Here is a 17806-nt window from a genome sequence, read left to right on the forward strand (position 1 = left end):
GAGCGAAAGCAAGTGCGTTTTCTTCATCGGTTAAGTGATGAAATGCCCACGTACTAACGATGGAATCTACCTGTTCAGGGACAGGAAAATCGAGAAAATCACCATCAACAAGATTCGTTCCCTCAGGTAATTTTTCCAGCGCCTTTGCTCGCATCGGTTCTGACGGTTCTACACCTGTTACCGATAGCCCTGCGTCAAGCAGCCGCTGAGTCAAATTCCCAGTACCCACACCAAACTCAAGAACATGGCCGTAGGCACGACTCGCTACACTTTCGAGAATCCGGTCATAATGTTTAAAGACTTCCTGATATTCTATATCGTTTCCTTCAACTGTGTCATCATACGATTTTGACCACTCTTTGAATAATTCGATAAATTCTCTTCCCATTTTACTCACCTTTTTAAGTATATTTTATACTAAACAAAACCTATGAACATACTATGAATTAATTTTTTAACTGTTCTAAATTTAACATACACTATTTATTCCTTCAAGTATTTCATACACGGTTTTTCCTGTTTTTCTTTCAATTGTCTGGTAAACTAAATGAGAAAAAAATATGGAGGTACCAACATGAACTTTCAATTAAATTTAATAAAAGACAAAGTAGAATTTTTTGAAGCAGACTCATTAAAGAAACTTGAGAATCAAATCCAAACCCAAATTGAAGCAAACGAAGCCATTCTTCTCGGTGTTCATGCTGTTTCTCATCAAATGCATGTAGATGAACATGGCCGAAGATTTTACAGTGCCGTTGTACATTTTAAAGCACAGTAATAACAAAGAAACCCGGCATCATCCCTGAAGCCGGGTTTCTCTCTATTATCTCTGATCGTTCTGTTTAAGTTCCTCAACTTTAGCTGCACGCCAGCCTGAGCCATCAACCCATTCAAGCTGTACACGATAGGTTTTATCATCGTTTTTGGCTGAAACAGTACCGGTAGCCTTATTTGGAGCCCCGCCATTTCCAAGTCGCCAAATTGTCATATCGCTTTCAGCAATTCCTGTACTGCTCGAAAGTGCTGTTGTCATTTCCTTCCAATCAGCAGAACCCTTATCAAAGCTTGTTACATGCTCACCAGATTGCTCAGTACCAACCGGCTCCCAATCATCACTCTTATAAGCCTTCTCTACATTTTCGTCATTACTTTCTTCAATCTCTGTTACGTTAGCTTCACTGTCATCCTCAGTAGTGCTTTCATCTGTTGATTCGTCTTCCACAGCTTCCTCTTCTGCTGCCTTTTCTTCTTCATCAGCAGCTTTTTCAGCTTCCTCTTTTTCTTTATTGTCATCAGTAGCCGCTGTATTGGTTTCTTTCGGTGCCTTTTCTGTAGTAGAAGCCGTATCACTATCGGAATTATTGCTTAAGAAAATCGACAAACCAACAATCACGATCAGGACTATGACAAGCGTAATCGCTATATTATAGAATTTATTAATCTTACGCTTTTTTTCTCGTGCATCCAGCCGGGAATCCGGCTGCATGCCGCTATACTTCTTGCTCATTAAATGAATCCCCCTGACATTGATTGGTTGAGCTCTCATTTTAACATGTTAAGGGGTTCGTTAGAAGTATTAGCTATTGTGTCATATTTCCAGCTGGATGATTTTTGGTATAGATAGCTTGAACAAGATCAGCAAACAACGGCACCACGTTTTCTGTATTTTCGTTTGTATCAAGACTAACTGTCACCAAAGCATAGCGAGGATTTTTATATGGAAAGTAACCCGCAAACCATTTATTTAATTTTTTGGTTTCTAAATTTGTCTGGGCGGTACCGGTCTTTCCGGCCACTTCATAGGGTAAAGTAGCCAGACTATGCCCAGTCCCCTGTTCACTGCTGACTACAGTTCGCAGCAATTCCTGCATTTTCATAGCTGTATAGGGTGCCAAACTTTCTCCGCCTATTGTTTTATCAGGAAATTGGAATACGCTCGCACCATTACTAAACTCTACTTTGCTTACTGCCTTCACCATTCTCTTTTCCCCGCCGCGGGCAATCGTCGCCATCATATTAGCAATCGCCAAGGGACTTACCTGTACATCTTGCTGACCTATTGCAGACTTCGCCACCATTCTCATATCTTTTTTTTGCTGATCAGCATTCTTTTGATTCCAAATTTGTCCTGATTCTTCCTTAAATAATTGTGTCACTGGTGAATGATAGACCTCGCCGTTCCAGCCTGACAGCCCAATTAACCCTAATTTTTCAGCATATTGCTCCAAATAATCCGGATGGGTCTTTGCCATTTCTTGTCCCACTTCAGCTATTGTCTTATTACAACTTTGAGCAAAACTATCTTTAAACGTTAGCTGACCGAGTTTACGCTGTGCCGGTCTATTACCATCAATCCCCTGATTACAATCAAAGGTCCGTTGTTGTGCTTCGAGACCATAGTCAATAGCTGCCGCAGCCGTCACAGTTTTAAAAACAGATCCTGGCGTTTGCTGGCGGAGCATGTAATTAATCGAGCCTTCACCTGATGGGTCTGATTTTAAAAATGCTGGCCGGGAAACCATCGCTAGGACCTCACTGGTTTCGATATTGAGTAAAACGATCCCGCCCTTTTTTATACCATGAGCATCGACGATTCTTTCTGCTTCTTCTTGAATGGATTTATCGATGGTGGTTATTACCTTAACGGGATACAAAGGATTGGCAGGTTCAACATATTTAACATCAACACCAAAGAGGGGTCCGCTTTTAGCATCGACATGAAAGACAAGCTGTGATTCACCGTCAGAAAGGAGAAATTCATCAAACGTGTTTTGCAAACCGTTATAGCCCACCCGCGTATCATTCGATATTTCCCTTTCTGGATAACGCTTCTCCTTAAGCGAAGAGTACTTTATTGTTGAACCAATCAACTGTGCCGCAGGAGTATCCTTAGTGTAAAATTTCTCTCGGACCGCAAAAACACCGGGGATTTTCAACGCATTGACTGACTTTGTCTGCTCTGCTGTCAACGTGAGCGGCAACCCATCATTATCCTTAAGCGGAAACGGCTCTTTAGCCGCTTCAATTTCGCTCATCAGCTTCTGCTCAGATACTCCAACAATCGCGGCTATTTTACCTGAAGGCCAGCTCATACTTTTTAAAAAAGGAAACAAAACGAGCGTCGGCACTTCCTCATGAGCCAGCGCATCCCCATTCCGGTCATAAAATTTTCCCCGGCCATCATCTAGAGTCAATATCTGTGAGCGCTGCTTCACACTTGCCTCAATTAAATTAATCTCATGACTTGAAAATGATTCGGTATCAATCAGCTGAATCTGGACCAACCTAACCACAAGTACACCTAGAATCACCATTATCCCTATACCAACCCAAGAAATCCGCTTTTTCCTCATACCAACACCTCACTACCATTGTTGACGAGAGTCCAAAATTTATAACGATGTAGAAAAATATAACCGGACAAACCGTTTGAACAAAACAGCTTACAACCAATATACTTATTGCAAAAAAAAACGCCGTCGCAGTGACGGCGTTTGAGAGTTAATTTCCATTCATGCGCTTCGCTTTCCGCGGGGCGGGCAGTGAGCCTCCTCGGCTTACGCTCCTGCGGGGTTTCACCTGTCTCGCTGTTCGGAGTCTTCACGCCTAGAGATAGAATTTTGAAATGATAAGGAGTGCTTTCGAAAACCATTTTGAAATGGGAACACTAGAACCAGCTTGTTCCCGTAGAACTATTTGCACCGTAAAATACAAAAGAGGTTCGGAATGAAATCATTCCGAACCTCTTGAAACACCGTCTCAAGGACGATGTTTTTAGGAATTACTTGATGGATACGATTTTTACGGTCATGTCGCCGCCTGGTGTGCTGACTGAAACAGTTTCGCCCACTTTTTTACCGAGTAGGCTTTTAGCGATTGGTGAATCGTTTGAGATTTTGCCTTCGAATGGATCTGCTTCGGCACTGCCGACAATGTTATACGTTTCTTCGTCGCCATCTGGCAGTTCAACAAATGTTACGGATTTTCCAAGAGTGACACTGTCTGTTGTTGTATCTTCTTCAATAATTTTCGCATTGCGAATCATATTTTCAAGAGTTGTTATGCGTCCTTCAACAAAGGCTTGTTCTTCTTTTGCTGAATCGTACTCAGAGTTCTCTGATAGATCCCCGAAACTACGAGCAATTTTAATACGTTCCACGACTTCTTTACGTTTAACTGTTTTTAATACTTCTAATTCTTTTTCTAATTTTTCTTTACCTTCTTTAGTCATTGGAAATACTTTTTCGATTGCCAAAACCCTTCACTCCTTCAAGTTCTTTATCATAACGAATATCATAAAGTTTTATGTAATGCAGCGTGCATAGTACCCTGCCCCGTACAAACAGTTGAATATACCTAAGCGCGCGTTCTTTTGAAAAGAACGCGCTTATTACTTATTTGTACAAAAAGTATAAAAAATGACGTGTGTTGTATGAGGCTTTTGTTTATATTGTAAACAAAAAACACAAGGCAAGGAAAATACTGCATATTCTTTATCTATGCCATGTTATTACAAAAATGACTTTTGTTCAAGGATTGTTTGTATTTTAGTTACCATTAAATCAACGGCTACATGATTTTGGCCGCCTTCAGGAATGATAATGTTTGCATAGCGTTTCGTTGGCTCTATAAATTGATTATGCATAGGTCGAACCACATTAATGTACTGATCAATCACTGAGTCCATCGAACGTCCGCGATCTTTAATATCGCGTGTCATTCTACGGATAATCCGCAGATCAGCATCGGTATCGACAAACAGCTTAATATCCATCAAGTCACGGAGACGTTCATCTTCGAGCACCAGAATTCCCTCAAGAATGATAACATCCTTCGGTTCTACCCTGATTATTTCATTTGAACGAGTATGCTCTGCATAATCATATACAGGCTTATTTATTGGCTCATAGTTTAACAGCTTATTCAGATGGTCAATTAACAACTCTGTATCAAATGCAAGTGGATGATCATAATTCGTTTTTAAACGTTCCTCAAAGGGTAATGTGCTTTGATCTTTATAATAAAAGTCTTGCTCAATCATTAAAATCGAGTGACCTTTAAAGTGTTCATAAACAGCTCTAGATACACTGGTTTTCCCAGAACCAGAACCTCCAGCAACACCGATTACAACGGGTCTTTCAGCCATAGTAGTTCTCCTCTCAAATCGTTGTTTTGATTCATACAGGACAATGCCTGTCTTATTATCATAACGGAGAACCAGTCCCGAGAAATCGAAGTCTCATCGCTATGGTTCCCAAACATTTTACACTTATACGCTGGCTCCTCGTTCGAGAAGTCGTACTAACTTACCTTCTATATTAAAGGCTTTTATATTTGCTAATCGCTACACCGTCTCCAATGGGCAAAATAACAGTATCAAAATCTGGATGGTTGTGCAGCCATACATTATAATTATGAATCTTTCTAACCAATGCACGTCTTCTCTTAGGCTCGATTTCTGCCAAAGGTTCAGCCACAAGTCCTTTATATAAAACATTGTCGGTAATGATTATACCATCATGTCGTAAAAACGGTACAAATAGTTCAAAAAACCGTTTATATTGTCCTTTTGCGGCATCTACAAATAGTATGTCATATGGCCCATGAGCTCCTGCTGCTTCACCCGCTTCCAGTGCATCGCCTTCAATCAGCGTAATTTGCTCCTGTTTGCCGGATTTTTCAATATTTGCTTTTGCTTCAGCAATCCGTTTTACATGTCGTTCAATCGTAACCACTTTCACAGAGGGCACAGCATCAATCATCCTTAGTGCTGAGTAGCCAATAGCTGTACCAACTTCAAGAATACTTTGCGGCTGTTTCAGCCTAATAATTTGTAACAAGACTTCAATACTTTCTGGTTCCATAATTGGAATATGATTTTCTTCGGCATATTGCTCAATTTCTGCAAATAAACCGGTGCGTTCCGTCAGTAATGAACGGAGATAGCTATCTATCTTCTGATTCACGTTTGTATCCTCCCATGCTAGCTTCGATCTACTCGGCTCTTTATCATACAAAAAACCCGGCATCTGCCGAGTTAGTATAAAAGTTCCTGCATGTCACGTCAGCTTTCGCACTGAAATTTCACTTCGACTATTTTACCATAAAAAGAAGGAGAATGATATCTCTCATCCCCCACTAATTGTTTCCTATTTATCACTTGTAATGTGTTGGGCCTTTTTCTTGTTATGTTCATCAAGCGATACGGAGAAAAGCACCTTACCTGATGACGTTGCAAGGAAGTAATAATATTTAGTCTTATCGGGATGCAATGCGGCTTCAATTGACGTGTCACCAGCATTAGCAATTGGTCCAGGCGTTAAGCCTTTATTCTTATAGGTATTATAAGGTGATTCGACTTCTAGGTCCTTATAATAGACCTTCTTCTGATGCTTGCCCTTCGCATAAAGTACCGTTGGATCGGTTTGCAGCGGCATGTTTGCCTCTAATCGATTATGAAACACCGATGAGATTTTATTTCGGTCTACATTTACTGTGGCTTCCTCTTCAATTAAGGAAGCAAATGTCAATAGGATATGCGGTGAGTATTTCTTTTCCTTCATCTCTGATTGATAACCAGCCAGTACTTTTTCCGTTTGTGAAAGCATATCGCTCACGATTGTTTCAAGAGGTGTAGTTGTTTCATAAAATGAATACGTAGCTGGGAAAAGATAACCCTCAAGCGGGTGAATAATTTTTTCATTGAAAATAGCATCTGTTAAAAGCTTAGGGTGTTTCTTTTGTAAACTTTTAACGAACTTTTCGTCATCCAGCTTGTCTAAAACATCCTCTGACTTCTGATTCGTATTATCAGCAATAATGGTCGCAATTTGACTCAGCTGCTTCCCTTCAGGAATCGTGATCTTTAAAGCTGCCTCTTTCATTACTTTCCCAGATTTAATCGAACTCAGTACTTCATCCAGCTCCATTGATGGGGAAAGTTTATATGTACCTGCTTGGAATCCTGACTCGTTTTTTAATTTAATATAATATTTAAATATCCGGCCATTCTTAATAATACCTTCATCTTCTAAGATCGTGCTGATACTGCTCACACCAGAACCAATTGGAATCTCAACTTCCTTGGTTTTTTTGTTATCTGGATCCAATGGCTCTAGGGCACTTTTTACATATAGATACCCGCCGATACCAATAATGCCGGCTACTAAGATAAACGCCATCACGATAATTAAAATAATTTTACGGACAACTTTCGCTTCTCCTTGACGTTCGATCATACTTTTTCGTATCAAAGCTTTCTTTGACATATTATCTTGTTCTCTATCTTTCATCCTCAAACCCCCTGTAAAAAAAACACGTTCATACGTTTATCATGCGCATTTTTTGTCATGCACTCTCTATTAATGACAAATGTACACAGGTTTTGTCAATAGAAGCTATTCAAACGCAGAAAAAAACCTCTATACTGAATTCAGCATAGAGGTTATCTGCGATATAAATTAAGCAGACTGATTATCTTTTTCAGTTTTTCCAAATTTATCTTCAGCAGGACGTGCACGCTTCATGAAGAATGAAAGAATCAACGCTAATGCTGCGATAAAGGTGGCAACAAGGAATGCATCATTAATTCCCTCAAGCATTGCCATGTTTTTCAGTCCCTCAAGGGCTTCAGCACTTGGTTGACCAGTTGCTTTACTCATAGCAGCCTTCGCAAGTTCTTCACCATGTGTAGCTGCACGGTTTGACATAACTGTTACAAGCAATGCCGTACCAATCGCACCCGAAATTTGGTTAAGCGTATTGTTCATCGCTGTTCCATGAGGATTCATTCGAGCTGGCAGTGAGTTCAATCCATTTGTCATAACGGGCATCATTGCCATCGCAAGACCAAAGGACCGGATCGTAAACATGGTAACTAACGTGCCGTACGATAATTCCATTGTCAACTGACTAAAGAAATAAGTCGATGCCACTGTAATAGATAAACCAGTTACCACAAGCACGCGTCCGCCAAATTTATCAAACAATTTACCGGTAACCGGAGACATAATCGCCATTAGAATAGCACCAGGAAGCATAAGCAGTCCTGAATCGAACGGAGATATACCACGAATCGTTTGAATATACATCGGCAGTAAAATCATTCCTGAAAATAATGCCATATTCAAGACAATCGAGATACTCGCTGACAAAGCAAACATTGGGTGACGGAAAATCCGGAATTCAAGCATTGGTGAATCCATTTTCAACTGACGTGTAATGAACAGAATTAATGAAATTACACCAACGATTAATGTTCCGTAAACCCAAGGGCTATCCCACCCTTTTGAACCGGCTGAGCTAAATCCATACAACAAGCCGCCAAACCCAAGGCTTGATAAAATAACAGATAGAACATCAATTTTAATATTTACTTTATCTTTCTTATCCTTCAGCTTAAAGAAGCCGAAAGCAAGAACAATAACCGCAAGCGGAGTAATGAAGTGGAACAACATTCTCCAATCATAATGTTCAACAATCCAGCCTGAAAGCGTTGGTCCAATCGCTGGAGCAAACATCATAACTAAACCAAACAGTCCCATTGCTGATCCCCGTTTTTCTACTGGGAAGGCTGTTAAGAGAACATTCATTAGTAGCGGCATCATAATAGCAGAACCAGCTGCCTGAATCATTCGGCCTCCAAGCAACACTGGGAAAACAGTTGCTGCACCGGCAGTAACTGTACCGATTGTAAACAACAGCATGGCTGTTAAGAACAAATTCCGCACAGAATACTTACGAATTAAGAAAGCTGTCGTTGGTATCATAATACCGTTAACAAGCATATAACCCGTTGCCAGCCACTGTACAGTCGACGTTTCAACACCTAGATCTCTTTGAATCGAAGGCAGGGCAATATTCAACAAAGTTGAATTAAGAATCGAAATAAAAGCACCGACCATAAGAATGGCAAGAATACCATAAGGGGCCTTTTTTTCATTTAGTTGAGCAGTACTCATATTTTTATTCCTCCATTTGAACTTGTGGTTCATTTTATTGTACAATGGGTATATCCCGATATCATAAAATATATATTATACCTCTAGTTCAATTATTGCAATAAAAAAATATTCATTATTGATAGGGTTTGTACTACCCCCAGAAAAATAGTAAGATAACAATTACACTAGCAGTATAATGAAAGCCTAGGTGATATTCATGAATAGTCGGAAGCAAAAGGTCATTGAAACCGCCCATCATCTGTTTATTGAAAAAGGATACAATGCAACCTCCGTTCAAGATATTTTAGATGGCAGCGGGATTTCTAAAGGTACATTCTATAATTATTTCCCTTCCAAGAGTGAATTATTTATTGCGATTTTCCGTTCCCTATATAAAAAGATTAATGAAGAACGGGCAGCCGTACTCATTGGGAAAGAATTATCTGATATAGAAGGTTTCATTAAACAGCTGGAACTACAGATGATATTCAACAAACAAAGCAATATGTTGATATTAATTGAAGAAGTACTGGTATCTAATGATGAAGAGTTAAAGAAATTTATTAAACGGATTCAGTTACTAAGTCTTCGCTGGACATATGGGCGCTTTATCGATATCTTTGGTGAAAGCAAAAAACCCTATCTACTCGATTTAGCTGCCATTTTTCTCGGTATGATGATACAGATGAATCATTATAATCAACTTGCACAATCAGTTGGATCAACAGAAAAAAATATAATTCGATATTGTATCGACCGAATCATTCAAATATTAACTGAAACTTCTACAAGCGGCGTCCAAATTCTAGATCCAGAGCTAATTGATACTTGGCTCCCTAATTTCAGAAACCACCATCACCAATGTCATAACGACTTGCTTCAATCGATATTAGCTCTAAAAAAAGCCACGAATAAAACATTTTGTGGGAGTAATCAACGAGAACGAGCATTTGAACTTATCGATTTCATTCAGGATGAATTACTACAACCATCTAAACCACGTCGATTCTTATTAGACAGCACGTTACAAACCTTAATGTCACTATATCCAGCACAGGCTCAAGACGCAATCGAGCATTTTGAAGCGAATATTAATGCCTGCCTAGGACAACTAGATAATGATATCTAAAACAAACTCCCCTGTGAAGTTTGTTTTTTTTGCGCTTGATAGACTTGATAAAATAAAGGAATAATTTAGGGGGTTTCAACAAGAAAGGAAATAAAGTAAAAGTATGGGTCTTATCACTATCATTGTTCGTTATTCTTTCCACTGCTTCTTATGCCTTCTTTCAAATCAAACAAAATCATCAAGAGACTATGCTCTTAATTAATGATTGTGCAGGAACGGTTCGTGTTGAAACAAATTTCTTTAAATTAAGTACAGAAGTATGTGAGAAAAAGTAAAACCCCCTATCCAATTTGGACAGGGGGTTTTGCCTTATCTTAGTTTTCTTCTTCGTCGCCTTCAGCGTCAAGGAACGTGTTAAGCATTTCTTCAATCATGTCCCATTCTTCTTCAGTTTCGATTGGAGAAAGCTCGCCGTCTTTGTTATCTTCGCTTGGTACGAAAGATGACGCGTGAATTTCGATTTCTTCTTCTTCGTCTTCTACTGACATTGGGTAGTAAAGGACGTAAGATTTGTTGAATTTATCTGAATCAAACGTGAACAAAACCTCACAAAGTTGTTCGTTCCCATTCTCGTCTACTATTGTAATATTGTTATCATTATGTTCCATTAATCATTCACCTCATAGTTTTGATTGTCTATCTAAAAAGCCTTGCAGGATCAAGGTTGCTGCCATTTTATCAATGACATCTTTCCGTTTTTTCCTGCGGACATCCGCATCAATTAACACGCGTTCGGCAGCCATTGTCGTAAGCCGTTCATCCCAAAGGAAGACGGGTACCTTGAATTTATTTTCAAGATGTTCTTTAAACGACTCGCTTGCTTCGGCACGGGGACCAATGGTTCCATTCATGTTTTTCGGATAACCTAGGACAATCTTAGTGACCTCATGTTCGTCGATAATTTGACGAAGCCGTTTCATGCCAAAATTCTTTTGCGCTTCGTCGATCTTGATTGTTTCAAGACCTTGTGCTGTCCATCCCATCGCGTCGCTGATCGCAACGCCGATGGTTTTAGTTCCTAAATCTAAACCCATTGTACGCATTAGTTTTCCTCACGATGGCTCTTTAAATACGATTTAACCAATTCTTCGATAATTTCATCCCGCTCAAGCTTGCGAATAAGATTCCGAGCATCCAAGTGACGTGGTATATACGCCGGGTCTCCGGAAAGCAAATATCCGACAATTTGATTAATCGGATTATAGCCTTTTTCTTGAAGAGCAGCATACACTTGAAACAAAACTTCTTTTACGTCTTGTTCAAACGGTTCTTCCGGGAAATTAAACTTCATCGTTTTATCAAAGGAACTCATGTAATGCACCCTCTCTTCAGTTATAAACGTGTTCCGACTGCTATAACCATTGTACAATACTTTTTGTCCATTATGAAATGGATTTTACCCATTCTTCAACAAAATTAAGCGCAGCATCCAATTTTTCTGGATCTTTTCCGCCGGCTTGCGCCATATCCGGACGTCCACCGCCGCCTCCGCCGCAGCGTGTAGCCACTTCTTTGATGACTTTCCCAGCATGGAAACCTTGTGCAATATAATCTTTTGTAACTGCTGCAATTAAATTTACTTTATCGCCTTGTGCAGAACCGAGGACAATAATTGCTGAGCCTAGTTTTTCTTTTAAGTCATCAGCCATTGCACGCAGATTATTCATATCTACCCCTTGAACCTTCGCAGAAAGAACGGTTACCCCGTTAATTTGCGTAGCTTTAGAGACAAGACTTGATGCTTCTATATTTCCAAGCTTAGCGGAGAGACTTGTATTTTCACGGTGAAGCTCTTTCACTTCTGCTAGAACAGTCTCAATTCGAGAAGGAAGGTCCTTCGGATTAGCTTTTAGCATACTTGCTGCTTCTTTTAGTGTCGTAATTTGATCCGCCATCAATTTGTAGGCAGCGGCACCTGTTACAGCTTCAATCCTGCGTGTGCCAGCACCAATTCCGCTTTCAGAAACAATTTTAAACAAACCAATAACAGCGGTATTAGGAACATGACAGCCCCCGCAAAGCTCCAGGCTGTAATCGCCGATTTGAACAACACGTACAATTTTACCGTATTTTTCGCCAAATAGCGCCATAGCTCCCATTGCTTTTGCTTCTTCAATATTTTTTGAATCTATATTTACATTCAGACTTTGCCAAATTTTTTCATTTACGATGTTTTCAATTTGCTCGATTTCTTCCGGTTGAATTTGTCCGAAATGTGAAAAGTCAAAACGCAGACGCTCTGCTTGAACAAGTGAACCCGCTTGGTTAACATGTGTTCCAAGGACATCCTTTAATGCTTGATGCATTAAATGCGTAGCTGTATGGTTTTTAATGATAGGAAGGCGATTAGCTTGATCGACAACCGAAACCACTTTAGCTCCTTGAAGCAATGTACCAGCAGTCACCGTTACACGGTGTAGATTTTGTCCATTAGGTGCTTTTTGAACATCTAATACGGTCAATTTCACATCTTCGCTGACAATGACGCCTTTATCTGCCGTTTGTCCGCCGCTTTCTGCATAAAATGGTGTCTCACTTAAGATGACATGTACTTCTTCGCCTTCATTAGCTTCCTTCATTAACTCACCATTTTGAACGATTGCTTCAATAACAGCTTCTGCTTCAAGCTGATCGTAGCCGACAAACTTACTTTCGATTTTGATGTCGCCTAGCACACCGCCTTGAATTTGCATAGAATCCACATCTTGACGAGCCGAACGAGCACGTGCACGCTGTGCTTCCATTTCTGATTCAAACCCAGCATGATCGACAGCCATATTTTCTTCTTCAGCATACTCTTCTGTCAACTCGATTGGGAATCCGTACGTATCATAAAGACGGAACACGTCTGAACCTTGAATCGTTGTTGAACCTTTTGCTTTTTCTTTTTTAATAACTTCGGATAAAATTCCAAGGCCGTCATGCAAGGTTTCATGGAAACGTTCTTCTTCATTTTTAATAACCTTAGCAATGAAAGCGGCTTTATCTTTAACTTCTGGATAGAAGGCATGCATTACTTCACCAACAACCGGCACTAATTCAAACATGAATGGACGGTTAATATTGATTTGCTTAGCATAACGAACAGCACGACGCAGTAAACGACGTAACACATATCCGCGGCCTTCATTTGATGGAAGCGCTCCATCACCGACAGCAAACGCAACAGTCCGGATATGGTCAGCGATTACTTTAAATGCAACATCTGATGCAGTCTCTGTGCCATATTTCACACCAGAAATTTCTTCCGTTGCGGCAATAATCGGCATAAACAGATCAGTATCATAATTGGTTGCAACATCTTGAACAACTGAAGCCATCCGTTCAAGTCCCATTCCTGTATCAATGTTTTTCTTAGGAAGCGGTGTATATGAACCATCTGGATTATGATTAAATTGTGAGAACACCAAGTTCCAAACTTCTAAATGACGCTCGTTTTCGCCGCCAGGATAAAGTTCTGGATCATTTGGATCGTCTCCATATGCCGGTCCGCGGTCATAGAAAATTTCTGTATTCGGACCGCTTGGACCTTCGCCGATATCCCAGAAGTTTTCTTCTAAACGGATAATCCGCTCTGCAGGCAAGCCAATTTTTTTATTCCAAAGTTCAAATGCTTCTTCATCTTCAGGATGAATGGTTACAGCCAGTTTCTCTTTATCAAAACCAATCCATTTTTCATCAGTTAAGAATTCCCATGCCCATGTAATCGCTTCTTCTTTAAAGTACTCACCAATAGAGAAGTTACCGAGCATTTCAAAAAACGTATGGTGACGAGCTGTTTTACCCACATTTTCAATATCATTTGTACGGATTGCTTTTTGTGCATTCGTAATCCGTGGATTTTCTGGAATTACTCGACCATCAAAATACTTCTTCAATGTTGCAACACCTGAATTGATCCATAATAAAGATGGATCTTCATGCGGAACTAGAGGAGCACTCGGCTCAATTGCATGTCCCTTTTCCTTAAAAAAGTCTAGATACATCTGGCGGATTTGCGCGCCTGTTAAATATTTCATCATTATTTCCTCCTTAAATTTGGGCACAAAAAAAACTCCCATCCCCTGACAGGGACGAGAGTTAGCTCGCGGTACCACCCTGATTATGGGCCAAATTCACGCACCCATCACCTTCATCAATGCCTTAACGCGGCGAAACGGCAGGAATTAGCTGCACTCCGGACTAGCTTTCTGTCGACTACATCGAAATTTCCTTTCAGCCAAGGGAAATTCTCTCTAAACATATGGACGTCAACATACTTTTTCCATCACTGTGTTTACGAATTATAAAAGTTCTTATGTATTGGATTATATTCATCCAAAATTTATTTGTCAATCATCGAACTGACTAGATTGCGTTTTTCCGAAATGAATCTTCGCATGCAGCACAAAAGCCTTAAGAATGGCGAGTACTGGAACCGCAATAATCAGACCTGCCACGCCTGCAATTTCACCGCCAACCAAAAGCCCAAACATAATAAATACCGGATGCATATGCAAACTTTTTCCCACAATCAGCGGAGACAGAATATTTCCCTCAAGAAACTGTAAAACCAGCACGACCACACCCACTATTATAACCATTTTCACAGAAATTGAAGCAGCAATAATAACGGCTGGAACGGCACCGATAATCGGTCCGAAATACGGAATGACATTGGTTATACCAATAATTATTCCCAGCAGCAACGGATACTCCATCCCAACCACCCAAAAAAGAAAAGCTGAAACCAACCCAATTGCTGCACAGACAAGAATCTGTCCGCGGATATAACCGCCCAGTGACGTATCTACATCACGAAGAAAAGACATCCCCTGCTTTCTGAATTTTTTTGGAGTGATGTACCAGGTCATTTTTTTTATAGCTTGAAAATCTTTAATAAAGTAAAAAGCTAGAAACGGAATTAGTGCAATTAGTAGAAAGAAATCGAAGGCACGGAGAAAATAACTCATAATTGTACCAGCCAGTGCCTCAAGTTTACTCTCGATTAAAGCAATCATTTCATCGATCCGCTCATGGACGCCAAACGGCCAATGTGTAGTCTTGGCTTCAATCATCTTCATCCAGCCGCGATATTGTTCCGCAACAACCGGTGCACTTTCCGCCAGCTCCCCCACCTGCTTAATAATAACGGGAATCCCTCGGTACACCGCAAACCCAATTCCCCCAAAAAACAAAACATAAATCACCACAATCGACAACCCACGGCTCATCCCCTTCAAATGAAGAAACTCAACAACAGGATGCAGCAAATAACTAATAAACGCTGCAGCAGCAAACGGAATCAGCACCTTCACCCCCACACCCAGCACAGGACTCCAAAACGGCTTAAGCTTCATAAACACATAAAGAACAATAAATAATAACAACAAAAACCCCAACCGATAAAACCACTTAAGCCGAATACTCATCCCGCATCCCTCCCAAACCTAGTTTCCGTGGAAGATGGAGAAATTATGCAGGAAGGCGGGCTATTTACTTGGAGCAAACCACTCCTCATTTTGGTTCTAAATACCTTTTATTGCTCCTGCGAACTGGTATTTGCTCCTCCTGCTCCCACGTAGACAGATGGAAATCCTTTGATTCGGCCCATTTTGAGAATCATTCGGCCCTTTCCACGAATGATTCGGCCCTTTTTCCTCTTTATTCGGCCCTTGTGAAACTAGACACCTTTCTCTGTTAGAACAAGTAAAAGACCCGCCAACTGGCGAGTCTTATAGCATAGATTTTATTTTTTTGCGTAGTTTTTTTATTTGACGCTGACGTTTTTTTGGATCTGTTATCATATCTAGACCAATACCTATGAAATTATTTTGTGATCGTCTTCGCATCTCAAAAACCTCTTTCAAGTTTTACATGGTAAAGCGGCGATCTTGTTCATCAAACAAATCGTCCAACGAACTTAAGCTCCCGTCTTCTTCGACTTGATGAGTATTAATCATTCCCTCTGAAACCGTCATTTCGATATAGCATCCCCAGCAATAATATTGATTCACACCAATTTTACCAATATCTTTGCTGCTGCAATTTGGGCATTTCATTTCCATTTTCCGGACACCTCACTATTCATAGACCGAAACAATGATGGCATCCTCCCCAAGAGATGGCGGCTGTTCAGACCGCACTAATCTTTTACCCTCTGTAAGCTCAGAGAAAAATCCATCCGTCGTTTCATACGCTATGATTGTGCCCATTTTTTCCAAAAAACATACATCATGCAGAAGCCCAAGCGCATCCCCAGTATCAGAAAGGACCATTTTTCCAAACACACTATCATGGACAAACCTTACTGAATGCTTTGGTGGTTTTTGCTCGCAATTTCCATCGCTAACGATAATACCCTCTGATCCAAAGGCCATCACTTTTTGAAGACTTATAAAGAAGCTCTTTTTTAAAAAAGCTCGCTGGTGTACGATCATCCCACTAATGTGTCCATCGTCCGCGAAACAAAAATCACTAATTATACCGATATTTTTGCCCGGATGACAATATACCGGCATACCAATCAGTTGTGAAAATGTCCGCAAAGTCATCCCGCCCTTCCGAACACCGTTAGTATTTGTTCACGGAGATTTTTCATGCTGTGTAAGGTTTTCCAAACTCAAATGATAAATCCTATCTCTGGTTTGTCCGCTCCGAGTCAGATTTAATGATTCAAGAAGTCGGGCTGAGGTTTTTAATGAGGGGACCTGTAGAAAATCGCTACATTCGCGGTTGGTCATCGAAGATTTGTTAAGATGGAGGTAGTCCTTAAAGCAGATAATATGAGATGTTTTGTCTGAATGCAGACACTTTGGGCAGTGCCACCTCAACTTTTTCCGTTCCATTGGCAGAAAAGAGCATTGAGGACAATAGACACCTTTTAATAGGTTTACTGGTGAAATCGCGTAGGTTTCAAGAAGATTTGGTTGATGAGGATTATGTTGTTTTACCATAAATTTAGATAGTTTTTTCAATTCTTTTCGTTGCAGTTGGGGTTGAGAAAACTTAATTTCAAATTGTTCGATCTTTAAGAGAAGAGAATTTCGATGGATTACTTTGTGAGGAACTTCCGCATTTCCTGGGTTACATTTTATAATAGTATAAGGATTAGTAATAACTACAATTGATTCAAGCGGCAGAGTCTGGATTTCTGAGAAGTAAGCCATTTTTCAAAAAGTTCTCGCTGTTTTTGCACCTGAAGAATTGGATCAGGGAATCCTTTTTCAATACCATTCTTTGTTTGAATTAATTGTTTAAATGTTCGATCAAAAAAAATAGTACCTGCATAATTTTTTACTTCAATAATTAAGGCAAAAGAAGCAGATAGAAGCAAAATATCAATTTGAAAATAGTGATTTTCATACTGTAGACGAAGGTCATGGAATATATAGTAATCTTGTTCCTGAAGAAAGCTTAAATCGTAGCTTAATGACAGCTCACCTTGGTAACCTGCCCAATAGCGTCTATACTCTTCCTCAATCGCATCCCGATTAGGATAGGTGAGTGGCAGTCTTCGTAATAAAGCCTCCAAAGCTAGTACTCTTGCTGGCACTTCACATCGTTTCACAATCAACTAATTACCCCCTTTTTAAAACAAATTCGTCACTTTTCATCAAAACCCTGCTCAACATAAAAAAACTCTTTACAGCACCCCGTTCCGCTAAATAGATCTTGATCTTGTGGCATTCTTCCCTAACACAACTACATTCTTCCCTACCGGCTATTGATTCTGCCCTAACCCGGAAACATTCTT

At 40.1% G+C, this 17806-nt stretch carries 18 protein-coding genes and 1 other annotated feature; of the genes, 2 read left to right on the plus strand and 16 right to left on the minus strand.

All coding sequences use genetic code 11. The features are described from left to right. Positions 1-388 (minus strand): class I SAM-dependent DNA methyltransferase (locus tag WYK_RS19150; RefSeq protein WP_040376058.1); only part of this gene is annotated, 388 nt, incomplete at its 3' end. Between the two features lie 186 nt (positions 389-574). Between WYK_RS19150 and WYK_RS19155 the strand changes: the two genes are divergently transcribed. Then, positions 575-778 (plus strand): DUF2536 family protein, encoded by a 204-nt coding sequence (locus WYK_RS19155; protein WP_040376059.1) that lies wholly within the window; start codon positions 575-577, stop codon positions 776-778. 45 nt (positions 779-823) lie between these two features. On the opposite strand, the gene WYK_RS19160 is transcribed toward WYK_RS19155, so the two are convergent. The 7 genes from WYK_RS19160 to WYK_RS19190 form a co-directional block, all read right to left on the minus strand. After that, positions 824-1507: a YrrS family protein gene (locus WYK_RS19160; protein WP_051387719.1), complete on the minus strand. Its 684-nt coding sequence runs from the start codon at positions 1505-1507 to the stop codon at positions 824-826. A 73-nt stretch (positions 1508-1580) separates the two neighbouring features. Continuing rightward, the gene (locus WYK_RS19165; RefSeq protein WP_040376060.1) at positions 1581-3353 is read right to left on the minus strand and encodes a peptidoglycan D,D-transpeptidase FtsI family protein; all 1773 of its coding nucleotides are present in this window, start codon (positions 3351-3353) and stop codon (positions 1581-1583) included. A 428-nt stretch (positions 3354-3781) separates the two neighbouring features. Then, positions 3782-4255 carry a transcription elongation factor GreA gene (greA, locus tag WYK_RS19170; protein WP_040376061.1) on the minus strand — a complete coding sequence of 158 codons (474 nt, stop codon included), beginning with the start codon at positions 4253-4255 and terminating at the stop codon, positions 3782-3784. A 255-nt stretch (positions 4256-4510) separates the two neighbouring features. After that, positions 4511-5146, minus strand: a complete 636-nt coding sequence (gene udk, locus WYK_RS19175; RefSeq protein ID WP_040376062.1) for a uridine kinase — start codon at positions 5144-5146, stop codon at positions 4511-4513. Between the two features lie 172 nt (positions 5147-5318). Further along, positions 5319-6029 (minus strand): O-methyltransferase, encoded by a 711-nt coding sequence (locus WYK_RS19180; RefSeq protein WP_051387721.1) that lies wholly within the window; start codon positions 6027-6029, stop codon positions 5319-5321. 120 nt (positions 6030-6149) lie between these two features. Beyond that, entirely contained in the window at positions 6150-7292 is a 1143-nt protein-coding gene (gene mltG / locus WYK_RS19185; protein WP_040376064.1) for an endolytic transglycosylase MltG, read from the minus strand. 168 nt (positions 7293-7460) lie between these two features. After that, on the minus strand, positions 7461-8960 hold the full coding sequence (locus WYK_RS19190) for a DHA2 family efflux MFS transporter permease subunit (protein ID WP_040376065.1): 1500 nt from the start codon (positions 8958-8960) through the stop codon (positions 7461-7463). 199 nt (positions 8961-9159) lie between these two features. On the opposite strand from WYK_RS19190, the gene WYK_RS19195 reads away from it, so the two are divergent. Continuing rightward, on the plus strand, positions 9160-10071 hold the full coding sequence (locus tag WYK_RS19195; RefSeq protein WP_040376066.1) for a TetR/AcrR family transcriptional regulator: 912 nt from the start codon (positions 9160-9162) through the stop codon (positions 10069-10071). A gap of 314 nt (positions 10072-10385) precedes the next feature. Here the strand turns inward: WYK_RS19195 and WYK_RS19200 are convergent, their stop codons facing one another. The 8 genes from WYK_RS19200 to WYK_RS23475 form a co-directional block, all read right to left on the minus strand. After that, positions 10386-10679 (minus strand): DUF1292 domain-containing protein, encoded by a 294-nt coding sequence (locus tag WYK_RS19200; protein WP_040376067.1) that lies wholly within the window; start codon positions 10677-10679, stop codon positions 10386-10388. Between the two features lie 12 nt (positions 10680-10691). After that, the gene (gene ruvX / locus WYK_RS19205) at positions 10692-11114 is read right to left on the minus strand and encodes a Holliday junction resolvase RuvX (RefSeq protein WP_040376068.1); all 423 of its coding nucleotides are present in this window, start codon (positions 11112-11114) and stop codon (positions 10692-10694) included. Next, positions 11114-11383: an IreB family regulatory phosphoprotein gene (locus tag WYK_RS19210; RefSeq protein WP_040376069.1), complete on the minus strand. Its 270-nt coding sequence runs from the start codon at positions 11381-11383 to the stop codon at positions 11114-11116. The genes ruvX and WYK_RS19210 overlap by 1 nt, the downstream gene beginning before the upstream one ends. A 70-nt stretch (positions 11384-11453) precedes the next feature. After that, positions 11454-14090 (minus strand): alanine--tRNA ligase, encoded by a 2637-nt coding sequence (gene alaS, locus WYK_RS19215; protein ID WP_040376070.1) that lies wholly within the window; start codon positions 14088-14090, stop codon positions 11454-11456. 47 nt (positions 14091-14137) lie between these two features. After that, positions 14138-14351, minus strand: a binding site (T-box leader). A 51-nt stretch (positions 14352-14402) separates the two neighbouring features. Then, positions 14403-15482, minus strand: a complete 1080-nt coding sequence (locus WYK_RS19220; RefSeq protein WP_040376071.1) for an AI-2E family transporter — start codon at positions 15480-15482, stop codon at positions 14403-14405. A gap of 441 nt (positions 15483-15923) precedes the next feature. Beyond that, positions 15924-16112, minus strand: coding sequence for a hypothetical protein (locus tag WYK_RS19225; protein ID WP_040376073.1), 189 nt, complete (start codon positions 16110-16112; stop codon positions 15924-15926). A 21-nt stretch (positions 16113-16133) separates the two neighbouring features. Then, entirely contained in the window at positions 16134-16604 is a 471-nt protein-coding gene (locus tag WYK_RS19230; protein ID WP_051387723.1) for a PRC-barrel domain-containing protein, read from the minus strand. 566 nt (positions 16605-17170) lie between these two features. Further along, on the minus strand, positions 17171-17620 hold the full coding sequence (locus WYK_RS23475) for a nuclease-related domain-containing protein (protein ID WP_235782565.1): 450 nt from the start codon (positions 17618-17620) through the stop codon (positions 17171-17173). Positions 17621-17806 lie beyond the last annotated feature (186 nt).

The organism is Peribacillus psychrosaccharolyticus ATCC 23296 (genome assembly GCF_000305495.1).
Lineage (GTDB): Bacteria > Bacillota > Bacilli > Bacillales > DSM-1321 > Peribacillus > Peribacillus psychrosaccharolyticus.